General features: G+C 70.0%; 11 protein-coding genes. 2 read left to right on the top strand and 9 right to left on the bottom strand.

Annotated features, from left to right (window positions below):
• Window positions 1-58 precede the first annotated feature (58 nt).
• The 7 genes from GUI43_RS11595 to GUI43_RS11565 form a co-directional block, all read right to left on the bottom strand.
• Complete coding sequence (locus tag GUI43_RS11595) at window positions 59-2,941, bottom strand: galactose-binding domain-containing protein (RefSeq protein WP_112698780.1); 2,883 nt, start codon at window positions 2,939-2,941, stop codon at window positions 59-61.
• Window positions 2,942-3,085: 144 nt separating this feature from the next.
• Complete coding sequence (locus GUI43_RS11590) at window positions 3,086-4,705, bottom strand: glycoside hydrolase family 13 protein (protein WP_244220415.1); 1,620 nt, start codon at window positions 4,703-4,705, stop codon at window positions 3,086-3,088.
• A 139-nt stretch (window positions 4,706-4,844) separates the two neighbouring features.
• Window positions 4,845-5,732: a carbohydrate ABC transporter permease gene (locus GUI43_RS11585; protein ID WP_112586245.1), complete on the bottom strand. Its 888-nt coding sequence runs from the start codon at window positions 5,730-5,732 to the stop codon at window positions 4,845-4,847.
• An 11-nt stretch (window positions 5,733-5,743) separates the two neighbouring features.
• On the bottom strand, window positions 5,744-6,700 hold the full coding sequence (locus GUI43_RS11580; RefSeq protein ID WP_112586243.1) for a carbohydrate ABC transporter permease: 957 nt from the start codon (window positions 6,698-6,700) through the stop codon (window positions 5,744-5,746).
• 86 nt (window positions 6,701-6,786) lie between these two features.
• Window positions 6,787-8,166: an ABC transporter substrate-binding protein gene (locus GUI43_RS11575; protein ID WP_112698779.1), complete on the bottom strand. Its 1,380-nt coding sequence runs from the start codon at window positions 8,164-8,166 to the stop codon at window positions 6,787-6,789.
• Between the two features lie 333 nt (window positions 8,167-8,499).
• Window positions 8,500-9,504 carry a LacI family DNA-binding transcriptional regulator gene (locus tag GUI43_RS11570; protein WP_112602161.1) on the bottom strand — a complete coding sequence of 335 codons (1,005 nt, stop codon included), beginning with the start codon at window positions 9,502-9,504 and terminating at the stop codon, window positions 8,500-8,502.
• 209 nt (window positions 9,505-9,713) lie between these two features.
• On the bottom strand, window positions 9,714-11,201 hold the full coding sequence (locus GUI43_RS11565; RefSeq protein ID WP_170158716.1) for a dihydrolipoyl dehydrogenase family protein: 1,488 nt from the start codon (window positions 11,199-11,201) through the stop codon (window positions 9,714-9,716).
• Window positions 11,202-11,282: 81 nt separating this feature from the next.
• On the opposite strand from GUI43_RS11565, the gene GUI43_RS11560 reads away from it, so the two are divergent.
• Window positions 11,283-12,359 (top strand): serine hydrolase domain-containing protein, encoded by a 1,077-nt coding sequence (locus GUI43_RS11560; RefSeq protein WP_112698778.1) that lies wholly within the window; start codon window positions 11,283-11,285, stop codon window positions 12,357-12,359.
• Here the strand turns inward: GUI43_RS11560 and GUI43_RS11555 are convergent, their stop codons facing one another.
• The gene (locus GUI43_RS11555; protein ID WP_112698777.1) at window positions 12,360-13,685 is read right to left on the bottom strand and encodes a cryptochrome/photolyase family protein; all 1,326 of its coding nucleotides are present in this window, start codon (window positions 13,683-13,685) and stop codon (window positions 12,360-12,362) included.
• Window positions 13,682-14,605 carry a phytoene/squalene synthase family protein gene (locus GUI43_RS11550; protein WP_112698776.1) on the bottom strand — a complete coding sequence of 308 codons (924 nt, stop codon included), beginning with the start codon at window positions 14,603-14,605 and terminating at the stop codon, window positions 13,682-13,684. Before GUI43_RS11550 ends, GUI43_RS11555 begins: the two co-directional genes overlap by 4 nt.
• A gap of 65 nt (window positions 14,606-14,670) precedes the next feature.
• Between GUI43_RS11550 and GUI43_RS11545 the strand changes: the two genes are divergently transcribed.
• Window positions 14,671-15,813: a polyprenyl synthetase family protein gene (locus GUI43_RS11545; RefSeq protein ID WP_112698775.1), complete on the top strand. Its 1,143-nt coding sequence runs from the start codon at window positions 14,671-14,673 to the stop codon at window positions 15,811-15,813.
• Window positions 15,814-15,830: the final 17 nt, after the last annotated feature.

The following is a 15,830-nucleotide window of genomic DNA, read 5'->3' as shown; positions in this document are numbered from 1 at the left end:
GGCGCGGCGTTGCGCCGGGACCGGGTGCCCCCGCCCGGTCCGGGCGGGGGCACCCGACCTAGCTGGAGTAGATCTCGAACTCGCTGAGCTGACCGGCTGGCCAGCCGCTGTTGCCGGTGACGGTCAGCCGCAGGTACCGCTGGGTGGTCGCCGTGAAGGTCACGGTGACCGTGTTGCCGCTGGCCGGGTTGAAGCTGTAGCCGGCGGACGCCTTCAGCGTGCTGAACGTCGAGCCGTTCGTGGAGCCGAGCACCGCCAGCGTCTGCGTACGCGTCTGCCAGGCCGATGAGGGTGGGAGCTTCAGCACGACCCGGGACACCGACCGGTCGGCACCCAGGTCCACAGTCAACGACTGTGGGAACGCGTTGTTGGCGCTCTCCCAGTAGGTGTTCGCGTTGCCGTCCACCGCGTTGGGGGCGGCGTACACGTCGGAGTGGCTGGTCTCGGTGATCGACCGTCCGGCCGCCAGGTTGCCGCTGGGCGGCGGGGTGGTCGGGGGCGGCGTGGTCGGCGGTGGCGTGGTCGGCGGCGGGGTGGTCTGGGTGCCGCCGTACACCTCGACCTCGGAGAGTTGGGCGGCCGGCCAGCCGGTGTTGCCGGTGACGGTGACCCGGACGTAGCGGCGGTCACCGGAGGGCAGCCCGATCGAGACGGTGTTGCCCGCACCGGGGGTGAAGACCCGACCGGCGGACGACGCCAGTGTGGTGTACGACGAGCCGTCGGTGGAGCCGAGCACCGACAGGGTCTGGGTGCGTTGCTCCCAACCGCTGGGCAGCTTGAGCGCCACCCGGTCGACCGACCGGGAGGCACCCAGGTCGATGGTGACCGACTGCGGGAAGGCGTTGTTGGCGCTCTCCCAGTACGTCGACGCGTTGCCGTCCACCACGTTTGCGCCCGTGTAGTTCTGGTTGGTGCTGGTCGCTGTCGTCGGCCGGCCCAGCGCCAGGTTCCCACTGGTCGGGGGCGGGGTGGTCGGGGGCGGGGTGGTCGGGGGCGGGGTGGTGGGCGGCGGGGTGGTGGGCGGCGGCGAGGTGGGTCCGCCGCCCCACTGGGGGTTCGGCCACGGGCCGCAGTACGGGGTCGGGGTGTACCAGCCGGAGTTGCCGGAGCCCTGGGTGATCTGGAAGCCGGCGCCGACGCAGTTGTGCATCGGGTTGCTCTGCGCGATGTTGGTGGCCCGCACGTTGGTGAACGACACCTGGCTGTTCGCCTGCACTTGGAGCGCGTACGTGCCGGCGCCGTCGATCCGTACGTTGTTGAGGTTGATCCCGTTGGTCTGGCCCTCGATCCAGTGCAGCGCCGCGTACGAGCTGTCCAGGATGTCGGTGTCGGTGATGTTGATGGTGGGGTTCTGGAACGCCTCGTTGAGCGCGGAGAACCAGATCGCCCCCACACCGAAGTTCCAGTTGTAGTCCGAGTTGCCGTTACGGATCAGCGTGTTCCGGGCGATCGTCCAGGTGCCCTGGACTCCGGTGGCGCCCTGTACGCCGGGGTAACGGTTCGCGACGTGGATGCCACCGCCGTTTGTCAGCGAGTCGGCGGTCACGTTGTCGGTGATCTTGATGTCCCGGCCGCCGTAGCTGACCAGGTGATTCGCCAGCAGGGTCACCCCGATGGTGTTGCGGGTGAAGGAGTTGTTGACGTTCGGCACGCTCTGCGCCCACATCGCCAACGCGTCGTCGCCGGTGTTGCGGACGAACGTGTTCGTCACCGTCGAGTTGGTGACGCCGGTGTGGAAGTTCACCCCGTCAGCGGTCTGGTCCAGGATCCGGCTGTTGCGGATGGTGAAGTTGTCCATCGGGCCGTCCATCCACGCCCCGACCTTGGTGTTCTCCAGCCAGAGGTTGTCCACCACCGAGTTGGTCATCGCCCCGCCCAGGGCGTTGACCTGGTCGTCGTCGACCCGTTCCCGGATGTCGCCGATGATGGCGAAGTCCCGCAGCGTGACGTTGCGGCTGGGCCCGTTCGCCTCGTGTGTGCGGACCGGGCCGGTGTAGCCGCCACCGGGGACGTACTTGCCGTAGATGCCGACGGACCGGTTCCGCTCGGTGGGGTGCCGGCCGCCGAGCACCGAGTACCAGGGCCCCGCGCCGCGCAGCGTCACCCCGTCGACCACCACGTGGTCCCAGAGCGTGAAGGTGCCGGTCGGAATCCAGACCGCCCGGCCCTGGGCCTTGCCGGCGTCGACCGCCGCCTGGAACTTCGCCGTCGAGTCGGTGGCGCCACTCGGGTCGGCGCCGAAGTCGGTGACCACGTCGAGCACACCGGAGGGCTTCGTGATTGCCGGGGCGACCAGCTCGAAGTCGGCCAGGTCGATGGTGAATGTGGGCGACTGCGCGGTCGAGGAGACCTGGAGCCGGATCTTCGTGCCGGCCGGCTGGGTGCTGCCGAACAGCGCCCGGGTCTCGTCGTAGAAGTGGTGCGGGTTGGTGTCGCCCGGGTTGTTGTTGAACGGGTACCCGCCGTAGTACCAGCCGTACTTCGACGTGACCGCTACCGACTTCAGCAGCGCACCGTTGGCCCGCAGGTCGATGGCGGCGTCGCGGCCGGTGCCGGCCGGGCTGTCCGGCAGGCTGTAGCGGAAGGTGACAGCGTTGGCCGGGGCGGTGAGGGTGAACTCGACGTACTCGCCGACGGCGTCGAGGGTGACCGCCTCCCGGCCGGACGCCTCGGACGGCAGCGTGCCGTAGCGCCGGTCCGGGCCGATCTTCGTGCCGTTGTGGGCGGTCTCCTCCGCCTCCTGCTCGACGAACGGAACGGTGGCACCCCGGTTGGGGATGTCGAAGGGGGACAACCCCGCCGCCGAGGCCGGGGTAGCGGTGCCGGTCACCGCGAGGGCGGTGACCGAGGTGGCGGCGAGCAGGGTGGCGGCGATGGCGGCCAATCCTGCCCGGGCCGGGTGTCGAAGGTGGTGCGGGGTGCCGGTGGTGTGGTTGGCCATGAGCTGCGCTCTCCCTTTCGTCAGGCAGGCCAGATCCCCCCGTGTCGGTGCGGTGTCGCGCGTCCCCCCTCGGTTCTCCCTTCCTGGTTGGCGTGGTGCCGGCGGCCGGGACGGGCCGCCGGCACCACGGCGAGCAGAGTCAGGTCAGGCCGGGCCGTCCGCCCCGCGCGGCCCGTCGGTGGATTCGGCGGTACGCAGCCAGACCGCTGTGTCGGATGGCAGCAACCCGTCGTCGAGCGGCCCGCTGGCCAGCAGCAACTCCCCCTGAGCTGGCATCGGCACCGGCGCGGCGGACAGGTTGACCAGGCAGGTGAAGCCGCCGCCGCGGCTGAACGCCAGCACCCCGTCCGGGGCGGGCAACCAGGTCAGCTCACCGTCACCGAGCGCCGGGTCGGCCTTTCGGGCCTGGATCGCCGCCCGGTACAGCTCCAGCATCGAAGCCGAGTCGCCGGTCTGCGCGCTGGCCGTTCGGTCCTTCCAGTCGGCCGGCTGCGGCAGCCAGGGCGCCGCGGCACCCTCGGGGCTGAACTCGAACGGCGGCTCGTCCCCGGCCCACGGCAGCGGTACGCGGCAGCCGTCCCGACCGGGGTCGATCCGGCCGGACCGCTCCCACATGGGGTCCTGCCGCATCGCGTACGGGATGTCCTCGACCTCGTAGAGGCCCAGCTCCTCGCCCTGGTAGACGTAGGCGGCACCGGGCAGCGACAGCGAGAGCAGCGCGGCGGCGCGGGCCCGGCGGGTGCCCAGCTCCAGGTCGGTTGGGGTGCCCTCGCGTTTGGCGGCAAAGCTGAACCGCGTGTCCGCGCGACCGTAGCGGGTGACGTGCCGGGTGACGTCGTGGTTCGAGAGCACCCAGGTGGCCGGCGCGTTCACCGGCGCGTGCGCGCTCAGCGTCCCGTCGATGCTCTCCCGCAGCGCCGCGGCGTCCCAGGCGCAGCCGAGGAAGTCGAAGTTGAACGCGGCGTGCAGCTCGTCCGGGCGCAGGTAGTTGGCGAACCGCTGCCGGTCCGGCAGCCACACCTCACCGATCAGCGCCCGGTCGGCGTACTCGTCGGCGACCCGACGCCAGCCCCGGTAGATCTCGTGCACCCCGTCGAGGTCGTGGAACGGGTGCGGCTGGTCCTCGCGGACCTCGGGCAGCGTCCCGTCCTTGACCAGGAGCCCGGCCGAGTCGATCCGGATGCCGTCCACGCCCCGGTCGAACCAGAACCGCAGGATGTCCTCGAACTCCTCCCGCACCCGGGGGTGGTCCCAGTTGAAGTCCGGCTGCTGGGGGGCGAACAGGTGCAGGTACCAGTCGCCGGGGGTGCCGTCCGGGTTGGTGGTGCGGGTCCAGGTCTCGCCGCCGAACTCGCCGATCCAGTCGGTGGGTCGTTCGTCGCCGTTGGGACCCCGGCCGGGCCGGAACCAGAACAGTTCCCGTTCGGGCGCGCCGGGTCCGCCGGCGAGCGCCGCCTGGAACCAGGGGTGCGCGTCGGAGCAGTGGTTGGGCACCACGTCGACGATGGTCCGGATGCCCAGCGCGTGCGCCTCAGCGATCAGCGCCTCGACCTCGGTGAGGGTGCCGAAGACCGGGTCGATGTCGCGGTAGTCGGAGACGTCGTAGCCGGCGTCCGCCATCGGGGACGGGTACCAGGGGCTAAACCAGATCGCGTCGACGCCGAGTGCGGACAGGTGGTTCAGCCGGGACCGGATGCCGGCGATGTCACCGATGCCGTCGCCGTTACCGTCGGCGAAGCTCCGGGGATACACCTGGTAGATCACGGCTCCACGCCACCACGGACTTCTGTCAGCTGTGGACACGAGCACCTGCTTTCTGCGTCAGTACGTCGGCGGGTTCGCCGGACCTGGTTATGTGTCGGGCGAACGGTCGTTGTTCGCCGCGCGGGAGGACCGGTGGTCACTAGCCCTTGATGCTGCCCGTGGTCAGACCGGACATGATGTTCCGCTGGAAGATCAGGAAGATGATGACAGTGGGGATCGCGGCGATGACCGACGCGGCGATCACCACGTTCATCGGTGTGCCACCGGCGAAGGCGTAGATGCCGACGCTGACCGTCCGGGTCTCGGGTGACGGCATGACCAGCTTCGGCCAGAGGAAGTCCTTCCAGACCGCCGTCACGGCGAAGATCGAGACGACGCCGAGGATGGGGCGCGACAGCGGCAGGATGATTGACCAGAGCGTGCGCAGCGACGTCGCCCCGTCCATCAGGGCGGCCGCCATCAGCTCCTCGGGGATCGAGTCGAAGAACCGCTTCAACAGGAAGATGTTGAACGCGTTGGCGACCAGGGGCAGCCAGATCGCGAACGGTGAGTCGAGCAGGTTGATGTGCACGATCGGCAGGTCGATCACCGTCACGTACTGCGGGACGATGAGGACCATCGCCGGGATCATCAGCGTCCCCAGCATCAGGGCGAGGATCACGTTGCCGAAGATCGGTCGAAGCTTGGACAGCGAGTACGCGGCGGCGGTGTCGAAGACGAGTTGGAACAGCACCGCGCCGATGGCGTAGTAGAAGGTGTTGAAGAGCAGCTTGGCGAGGGCCAGGTTGTTCCACGCGTCGATGTAGTTCTGCGGCTGCGGGTCCTTCGGGAACAGCGACGGTGGGGTCTGCGCGATCTCCTGGCCGGACTTGAGCGCGCCGGTGACCATCCAGTAGAGCGGTCCGAGGAAGACGAGCGTGAACCCCGCCACGACCACTACCAGCAGCGTCCAGTAGATGACCCGGCCACGCCCCCGGCTGAGCTGGGATTGGGAGATGAGGGTCCGGGTTCCGGAATCCTGTGCCATTCCTCGCCGTCCTAGTCCTGTTTCGCAGTCAGCCGCACGTACACGGCGGAGAAGCCGGCCAGCACCACGAGCATGATCACGCCCAGGGCGGCGGCGCCGTTGAGGTCGTTCTGGAAGAACCCGTGCTGGTAGATGAGGTACGCCACCGAGGTCGCGGAGTCCTCCGCGCCCGCGCCGTTGGCCAGGATCAAGGGCTCGATGAAGAGCTGCATGGTGGCGACGATCTGCAACATCGCCAGGAGCGCGAGGATCAACCGGGTCTGCGGGATCGTCACGTGGACGATCCGACGCCAGATCCCGGCGCCGTCGAGCTCCGCCGCCTCGTACAGCTCACCAGGGATGTTCTGCAACGACGCCAGGTAGATCAGCACTGCGCCGCCCATGTTCATCCAAGTCGACGCGAGCACCATGGCCGGCATCGTCATCTCCGGCGACTGCATCCACTGCGAGGTGGGCAGGTGCAGTGCCTTGAGGATCGCGTTGAAGAGCCCGGCCTCGCTCGGGTCGTACGCGTAGAACTTGAAGAGGAACAGCGCGGAGGCCGGCGGCAGCATCACCGGTAGGTAGACCAGGATCCGCAGGTACCCCTTGGCGTGGCGGAACTCGTTGAGCAGGATCGCCACGAAGAACGGCACCACGTACCCGAGGGCCAGCGCCAGGACTGTGAAGTAGAAGGTGTTCTGCCAGGCCGTCCAGAAGCTGGGGTCGGCGATGATGCGGGAGTAGTTGTCCCAACCCACCCAGGTGGTCTCGCCACGCCGGGTCCGCTGGAAGCTCATGATGATGCCGCGGACCATCGGGTACCAGGAGAAGACGACGAAGCAGAGCACCGCCCCGATCAGGAACGCGTGACCGGTGAGGTTGTCCCGTACCTTGCGGCCGAGGCTGGTGCGCTGTGGCCTCGCCGAGTACGGCGACGGCGGGCGGCCCGGTTTCCTGGGGGTCTCCGGGACGGTGGTGATCGCCAAGGCAACTCCTGGGTGAGTCGGTGACGTCGAGATGTGGTGCGAGTGGCGTGGGGGTCGGGTCGGCGTCCCGACCCCCACACGATCGGTCAGCTCTCGGCGGCGAGGAGCTGGTTGACCTTCTCCTCGGCGGTCTTGAGCAGTGCGTCGATGTTCGAGTTCGGGTTGGTCAGCACACCCGACATCGCGGCGTCGAGCACCGCGTAGACGGCCTGGGCGTTACGCGGCTCACCCTTGATCGGAACCGGGGTCGCCTCGAAGAGCGCGAAGTTCGCCGTGTCGACGTTCGCGTTCGCCTTACGCAGCTCCAGCTCCTGCTTCTGCGCGTCACTGCCGTTGGCGAAGAGCAGCGGCTGGGGCAGACCCACCGGGTAGTTCTGCGGCTTGGCCCGGGCGTAGTCGAACTGGCCCTTGCCCGGGGTGAGCTTCTGGTACGCGATCCACTTCAGACCGGCCTTGACCTGCTCGGGACTGAGGTCCTTCTTGAAGAAGTAGCCCTCGCCGCCACCGAGCGTCCCCTTCGCCGCGCCGTCCTGGCCGGGCAGCGGGGCCATCGCCCAGTCCTGGAACTTGCCCTGGAACTGGCTGACGATCGCCTGGGTGGCGTCCGGCGCGCCGATGAACATGCCGACCTTGCCCGCGCCGGCGTTCGTCAGCAGGTCGCCCCACTGGAGCAGCTGACGGGCGCCCATGCTGTTGTCGCCGTACCGCATGTCCTTGAGGTTCTGCAGGACCTGCTTGCCCATGGCGTTGTTGAAGTCGGCCTTCTTGCCGTCCTCGGTCAGCACCCGGCCGCCCTGCGAGTAGAGCAGGGAGGTGAAGTGCCAGCCGCCGGTGTTGCCGGCGCTGTACTCGGAGTAGCCGGCGATGCCGTTGCCGAGAGCAGAGATCTTCTTGGCGGCGGCCCGGACCTCGGCCCAGGTCTTCGGCGGGTTGTTCACGTCCAGCCCGGCCTGCTGGAACAGGGCCTTGTTGTAGAGCAGGCCCATGGAGTAGTTATCCACCGGAACGGCGTAGAGCTTGCCGCCGTCGGTGAAGACCTCCTTGAGCGCCGGGTCGACGCTGTCCCAGGTGGGGATCGTGTCCTTGTTGACGTGCTCACTGATGTCCATCGCCTGGCCGGAGTCGAGCACCTGCTGGAGATCCGTCATGTACCCGTAGAAGACGTCGGTCACGGTGCCGCCGGCGAGGCGGGCGGTGAAGTCCGGCGGGTTGTTGCACTGCTCGCCGACGCTGACGCTCTTGATGGTGATGTCCGGGTTCTGCTTCTGGAACTCGGCGACGTCGTCGTTCCAGTTCTTCAACAGCTCTTTCTGGGCGCCGACCGGCTGGCAGTCGACAGTGATGGTGACCTTGCCGCCGGCGTTCGAGCCCTTGTCGTCGCTCTTCGTGGAGCATGCCGTGAGGCTGAGCCCCAGGCCGGCCACGAGCGCAACCGCCGCAGCCTTTCGGTATTGCGGTACGGACATCTGTCCATCCCTTCGGGAACGGGTGTCTCCAATGACCTTCGCTGATCTGCGGTGATACGACCTGACGCCCAGTAGCTGCGTCGGAGCCAGGTGTGAGTGGAGTCACTGTAGCGAGGCCGACTCATTTCGGCAAGGTATCGACCCTGTTCCGAAAGGACACGACGTGATGACGACAGATGTTGGCAAGGAGCTGAAAGCGGCCCGGTTTGCCGGCTATTGATCCCTTATGGCCGGTCATTCGGCCCGGTCGATGCTGACCGGGACGAGCAACGACGAAAACGGCCGCCGACCGCGAGAGGCGGTCGACGGCCGAAGCGTCGTTCGGTGTGGTGTCTAGCGGCCGGGGGCGGGTGCGGTGGAACCCCGCACCACCAACTCCGGCTCGAACAGCAGCTCGTCCTGAAGGACGCCGGCACCTTCGATCTGGGTGACCAGCAGATCCACTGCGGCCTGCCCCATCGTCTCGATCGGCTGCCGCACGGTGGTCAAGGGCGGATCGGTGCACGTCATGAAGGCGGAGTCGTCGAAACCCACCACCGACACGTCGGCCGGCACCGAACGGCCCAGCCGGCGGGCCGCCCGGATCGTGCCCAGCGCGAGCACGTCGCTGGCGCAGATGATGCCGGTCACGCCCCGCTCAACCAGCTTCGTCGCGGCGACCCGCGCACCCTCCATCGAGAAGCTGGAACGCTCGACGCACTCGGCGTCGCCCTCGTCCCAGCCGGCGGCTTGGACCATCGCGTCGAGCTTGCGCCGCGACGGCACATGCCCCTCCGGGCCGAGCACCATGCCTATCCGTTCGTGCCCGAGCGAGCGCAGGTGCCCGTACGCCTGCTCCACCGCCACCGCGTCGTCGGTGGAGACCCGGGGGAAACCCAACTCGTCCACACCGGCGTTGACCAGCACGACCGGAAGCCCACGGTCGGTCAGCCGACGGTAGTGGTCGTGTTTGGCGTCGGCGAGCGCGTACGAGCCACCGGCGAAGATCACCCCGGAGACCTGGTGGTCGAGGAGCATCTCCACGTAGTCCATTTCGGAGACCCCGCCGATGGTCCGGGCACAGAGCGCCGGGGTGTAGCCGCGCTGGGCGAGAGTGCCGGTGACCACCTCGGCCAGCGCCGGGAAGATCGGGTTCTGCAACTCGGGCAGCACCAGCCCGACCAGCCGGGCGCGTTCGCCGCGCAGCTTGGTCGGCCGCTCGTAACCGAGCACGTCCAGTGCCGTCAGCACGGCGGTGCGGGTCGCCTCGGAGACCCCGTCGCGGCCGTTGAGCACCCGGCTGACGGTGGCCTCGCTGACGCCCGCCTTCTTGGCAACTTCCGTCAACCGCTTGGTCACGGTCGCAATCGTACGTCACCTGAGTGAAAGAAATGAACAGCAAAATGCCTGCCGCTTGCTGGCGGGCTGCCTGATCGACTCGGTTTCATTGATATCGCGGTGTCCCGGTGTCCCGGATACCGCGACTTCCTGAAACGCGAGTGGATCGTGCCCAGCCACCGCGCGCGGGGGACACCGCGAGGCGCGGTGTGCGGGGCGTCGAGGCTGGGTCAGGACAGGTCGCGTAGGGCGGTCTCGATGGCCCGGTGAAAGGTCGGATACGCGTAGATCATGTGCCGGAGCTGACTCAGGGGCACCGCCGCGTGCACCGCCACCACCAGCGCGGACAGCACCTCACCGCCGGCCGGGCCGGCCGAGGTCGCGCCGATCAGCACGCCCTGGTCGGCGTCCGCCACGAGCTTGATGAAACCGTCGTCGCCGACCCGGTGGATCCAGCCGCGGGTCGAGCTGGCGAGTTTGGTGAAACCCACCTGCACGTTGATGCCGCGTTCGCGGGCCTGCTGCTCGGTGAGCCCGACCGCGCCGATCTCGGGATCGGTGAAGGTCACCCGGGGCAGCGCGCGGTAGTCGGCTCGCGGGACGGTGCCGGCCGATCCGCTCGATCCGCTGGCGGCCAGCGAGCTGGACGCGCCCATCGCTCCGCCGACCACGCTGGACGTGCCGCTGGCGTCCGCCCCCGCCTTCGCCTGCCGGGCGCGGGCCAGGATGTCGGCGATCACGATCCCCGCCTGGTACATGGCGATGTGCGTGAAGGCGCCCTCGCCGGTGATGTCGCCGACCGCCCAGACGTGGTCGGTGACGTGCAGACGGTCGTCGACCGGGAGGTAACGCTGGCTGGCGTCCAGACCGATCGTGTCCAGGCCCAGCTCGGCGAGGTGAGCCTTCCGCCCGGTCACCACCAGCAGCCGGTCGGCGGTGAACTCGGCGCCGCCGCCACCGCGCAGTGTGAACCTGGTCCCGTCGTGCTCGACCCGTTCGGCGCGTACCCCGGTGTGGATCTCCACGCCGTCGGCGCGCAGCGCCGCCGCGGCGACCTCGGACGCCTCGGGTTCCTCGATGGCCAGCACCCGGTCGAGCGCCTCGACCACTGTGACCCGGACCCCGAAGCGGACGAAGACCTGCGCCAACTCCAGGCCGATCGCGCCGCCACCCAGCACGAGCAGCGACTCCGGCAGCTCCTCGACCTCGATCGCCTGGTGGTTGGTCCAGTACGGCGTGTCGGCCAGGCCGTCGATCGGCGGCACCGACGGTCGGGTACCGGTGCCCAGCACCACCCCGTGTCGGGCCTCGAACACCTGGTCGCCGACGCGAACCCGGCGCGGACCGTCGAGCCGGCCGCTGCCCCGCACGAGTCGGCCACCCTTGCCGACGAACCGCTCCGCCGCGACCGTGTCGTCCCAGGTGTCGGTGGCTTCCTCGCGGATCCGCTTCGCCACCGGCGCCCAGTCCGGTTGGACCTGCGCCGTCCCGGCGAGCCCGTCCACCCGGCGAGCCTCGGCGAGAGCGTTGGCGGCTCTGATCATCATCTTGCTCGGGATGCAGCCCCAGTACGGGCACTCCCCGCCGACGAGATCCCGTTCGACGCCGACGACGTTCAGGCCGGCCTCGGCAAGTCGCTCAGCCACCTCCTCGCCGCCAACCCCGAGCCCGACCACGACCACATCCACCAGCTCCGGCTCCGCCACACCGAACAGCATCCCCCAGCGACACCACCCCAACCACCGGGGTCGGCGGAAAAGTCGGCACGCGCACCGGCCCGGACGCCTTACCGTGGCCGGATGCACGCACGCTTCGCCCCGGTCCGGGACTGCTTCCACGACCTGCTCGCCTCCGGCCGGGAAACCGGCGCAGCCCTGACCATCTGGTACGACGGGCAGCAGGTCGTGGACCTCACCGCCGGCTCCCGCAGCGGCCACGGGCCGGGCGGCGAGCCGTGGCTGCCGGACACGCTGGTGAACGTCTACTCGGTCGGCAAGCCGGTGGCCGCGCTCTGCCTGTTGCTGCTCGTCGACAGGGAAACTGTCGATCTCGACGCGCCTGTGGACCGGTACTGGCCGGAATTCCGCACACCCGCCACAGTGCGTCAGGTGTTGTCGCACACCGCCGGGCTGCCGGCCTTTCCGGTGCCCCGACCGGCCGCCGCGGTCGCCGACTGGACGCTGCTCACCGGCGACCTGGCCGCCGCCGACCCCGAGTGGTCGCCGGGCACTGTCGCCGGGGAACACGCCTGGACGTACGGGCATCTGGTGGGCGAGGTGGTCCGCCGCGCCGACGGACGGTCGGTGGGCCGTTTCCTGGCCGAGGAGATCGCCGACCGGTGGCAGCTCGACCTCGGCTTCGGGTTGACCGAGGCGGACCAGTTGCGCTGCGCGGACCTTCGGTACGGCGACCCGGGATGGCCGGCCCGGGCGCTCGGTGAGCCCGGCTCGATGCGGGCGCGGGCGATGGGCAACCCAACCGGTGGGCTGGACCTGGCCGTGCTGAACAGCCCGCTGTGGCGGGGCGCGGAGGTGCCTGCTGTCAACCTGCACGCCACCGCGTCCAGCCTGGCCCGGCTCTACGCCGGCCTGCTTGCCGGTGGTGTCCTGGACGGGGTTCGGCTGTTCAGCCCGGAGCTGGTGGCGGAGGCGACAGGGGTCCAGTACGACGGGCCCGACCTGGTGCTGGACCGCGACGCCCACTGGACCCTGGGCATGCAGTGGGAGCCGGACGGCAGTTGGGGCATGGGTGGCATCGGCGGCAGCAGCGCGTGGGCCGACCCCGAGCGGGGCTACACCTTGGCGTACGCCACGGCGCACCTCGCCGAGCACGACCGGGTGGACGAGCTGGTCGAGGCGTTGCACTCGGTGCTCTGATCAGCGCAGCCAGACGGGGTCGGTGCCCGGTACCGAGAGGGGCGGTGGGTAGTCGAGCGTCTGGCGCAGGGCCTCGGGCAGTTTCCACGGTTGGTGGACGGCCCTGCCCTGCACTGTCGCCAACTCCGGCACCCAGCGGCGCACGTAGTCGCCGTCCGGGTCGTACCGTTCGGCCTGCCGGACCGGGTTGAACCCCCGGTAGGGCTTCGTGTCGTTGCCGGTGCCGGCGACCCACTGCCAGTTGCCGGAGTTGTTCGCCACGTCCCCGTCGAGCAGCCAGCGGAAGAACACCGCCACCCCGGACCGCCAGTCCTGCCCGAGGTGCTTGGTCAGGTAGCCGGCGGTGATCAGCCGGGCCCGGTTGTGCATCCACCCCTGCGCCAGCATCTGCCGCATTCCGGCGTCGACGATCGGCATCCCGGTGCGTCCCTCCGTCCAGGCCGTCAACGCGTCGTCGTCGTAGCGCCACTGCTCGGTGGCACCCCGCCGGTACGCCGCGGTCGAGATCTCCGGGAAGGCGGCGGTGACCTGGTAGTAGAAGTCCCGCCAGCAGAGCTGCCGGACGAACGGGCCGGACCTGTCCCCGGCGCGGTTCGCCACCGCCAGCGGCGACACGCAGCCGAAGCGCAGGTACGGGCTGAGCCGGGAGGTGTCGTCGCCGGCCATGTCGTCGTGCTGATCGCCGTACCGGGTCAGGTCGGGCAGCCAGTCGGTGAGCCGCGCCTGGGCGATCCGTTCGCCGCCGATGGCCGCGTCCGGCGAGTCGCCGGCCGGCAGCGCCGGCAGCCGGCCCACGCGTACCTGATCGGGCAGCGCGATCCGGCGCGGCGCGGCCAACTCCTCGCGCCACCGGTTGGCCGCCCAGGCCCGGTGGTACGGACTGAACACCCGGTAGTGATCGCCGCTGCCACCGGACCGCAACGCGCCCGGCTCGACCACTGTCAACCCGGGAAACAGTCGCAGGCGCAGCCGATGCCGCTCGCACTCGGCGCGCAGTCGCCGCTCCCGGCGGACGGCGTAGTGGCTGACGTCGGCAGAGAGCGCGACGGCGGTGGCCCCGACCTCGTCGGCCAGCCGGATCGTCTCGGCCACCGGGTCGCCGTGCCGGACCACCAGGTCGCCACCACGCTCACGGAGTTGGTGGCGCAGGTCGGCGAGGGCCTGGTGCAGGAAGCGGGTGCGGTTGGCGGAGAGGTCGGCCAGCGCCGGGTCGAGCACGTACAGCGGCACCACCTGGTCGAAGGCCGCACAGGTGGTGGCCAGCGCCGGGTGGTCGTGCACCCGCAGGTCGCGGGTGAGGAGCACGATCGCCGTGCTCGCGGTCACCGGCTCTCCGGCTGGATCGTCGGCCCGGGGATGACGACCGGCGTACCGGTCGAGGTGAGCAGGGCCCGCGCGGCCACCGCCATCCGTCTCCGCTGCGGCACCAGGGCCCGCCGGACGAAGACGTCGTAGTCCTGCGCGGCCACCTCGTCGAGGATGCCGCCGTAGAGCGCGTACGCGGTGCGCATGCAGGCCTGCGAGGCGGGTGCCAGCATGGTGATGCCCGGTGCGGCAGCGGCGTAGTGGGCCTGGGCGCGGGTCACCTCGTACTCGATCAGCTCGCGGATCCGGGGGGTGACGCGGCCCCGGGCGCGGGCCTCGGCCAACTCCTCGCGGGTGACCCCGAACTTCGCCATGTCCTCGTCCGGCAGGTAGGTGCGGCCCCGGTCGAGGTCCTCGGCGACGTCCCGGATGAAGTTCGTGAGCTGGAAGGCGAAGCCGAGTTGCCGGGCCGGCTCCCGGGCCGCCACCGGGTCCGAGCTGCCCAGAATGGGCAGCATCATGGTGCCGATGACCGCCGCCGAGCCCTCCATGTAGTCGAGCAGGTGGTCGTAGGTCGGGTACGCGGTGACGGTCAGGTCCATCGCCATGCTCTTCAGAAACGACGCAAAGTCGTCCCGGTCGAGATCGAAGACGGCGATGGTGTGCAGCACGGCCGGCAACAGCGGGTCGTCGACCGGCGCGCCGTGCAGACCGGCCACGAACTGGCTGGCCCAGCGGTCCAGCAGACCGGCCCGCTCGGCCGGCGGCAGATCCTCGGTGCTGTCGACGATCTCGTCCGCGTACCGCGTGAACCCGTAGAGGGCGTGTACATGTCGTCGTTTCCAAGCGGGGAGCAGACGGGTGGCGAGATAGTAGGTGCGGCCGTGGCGTTTGTGCAGCTCACGGCACCGGTCATAGGCAGCGGTGAGATCAGTTTCCACCGGCCCTCCTCCATTTATCGACGCACCAATCGACGCAACCCGTAGCCTAGGGTACGCTCAGCCGCATGGCCAACGACGCAGTTGCGGGCAACGTGACCCGCGTGGCGCCGACAGGGCCGGGGGACGGGGACGATCCGGTCCGCGCCGTTCTGGCCGCTTATACCCACGATCTGGTCACGGCGGTCGACGAGACCCTGGACACCTTCCTCACCGCCGAGGTCGACACCCTCAACGACATCGATACGTCGATGGGCAGCTTCGCCGCCACCGCACGGGAAGCCGTCCTGACCGGCGGCAAGCGGATCCGGTCCACGTTCGCCTACTGGGGGTGGCGCGGGGCCGTCGGAGGCACCGCGGCGCTGCCACCCGTGCTGCCCGCGCTGGCCGCGCTGGAGCTGCTGCACACCTTCGCGCTGGTGCACGACGACGTGATGGACGCGTCCACCACCCGCCGCGGCCGGCCCACCGCGCACGTCGCGCTCGCCGAACAGCACGTCGCCGCCGGCCACCGAGGTGATCCCGGCCGGTTCGGTGAGGCCGTCGCCGTGCTCATCGGCGACCTCTGCATGGTCTGGGCCGACCAGTTGCTGGCCCACGCCTCGGTGCCGGCGACGCGCCTCTTCGAGGTGCGCCGCTGCTACGACCAGATGCGGGTCGAGACGGTCGCCGGGCAGTATCTGGACGTGCTCGGCGAGAACGACCCGGCGAGCTGGTCGGTCGACCGGGCACTACGGGTGGCCCGCTACAAGACCGCCAGCTACACCGTCCAGCGACCGCTGCTCTTCGGCGCCTGCCTGGCCGGGGTGCCCGCCGACGACCCGCTGGTCTCCGCGTACACCCGCTATGGCCTGGCCGTCGGCGAAGCGTTCCAGCTCCGCGACGACCTGCTCGGCGTCTATGGCGACCCGGCGGCCACCGGCAAGCCGGCCGGGGACGACCTCCGCACCGGCAAGCCGACCACGCTGCTCATGCTGGCCCGTGAGCTGGCCACGCCGGCCCAGCTCACGGCGTTGGAGCGGGCCGCCGACGGATCGGTCGACACGCTCGCCGGGCTGGTCGCCGAGACCGGCGCGGTGACCCGGGTGGAGCAGATGATCGCCGAGCGGGTCAGCGACGCGCTGGCCGCGCTCGACGCCGCACCCGTGGACCAGACGGCGCGGACCGCGTTGACCGGTCTGGCCACCGCCGCTGCCAACCGGCGGGCCTGATGAGCGACTTGAGCAAG

Source organism: Micromonospora noduli (assembly GCF_003264365.1).
GTDB lineage: Bacteria > Actinomycetota > Actinomycetes > Mycobacteriales > Micromonosporaceae > Micromonospora > Micromonospora noduli.
Note: the sequence above shows the minus strand (reverse complement) of the source record. Positions and strands in the feature narration are given on the sequence as shown.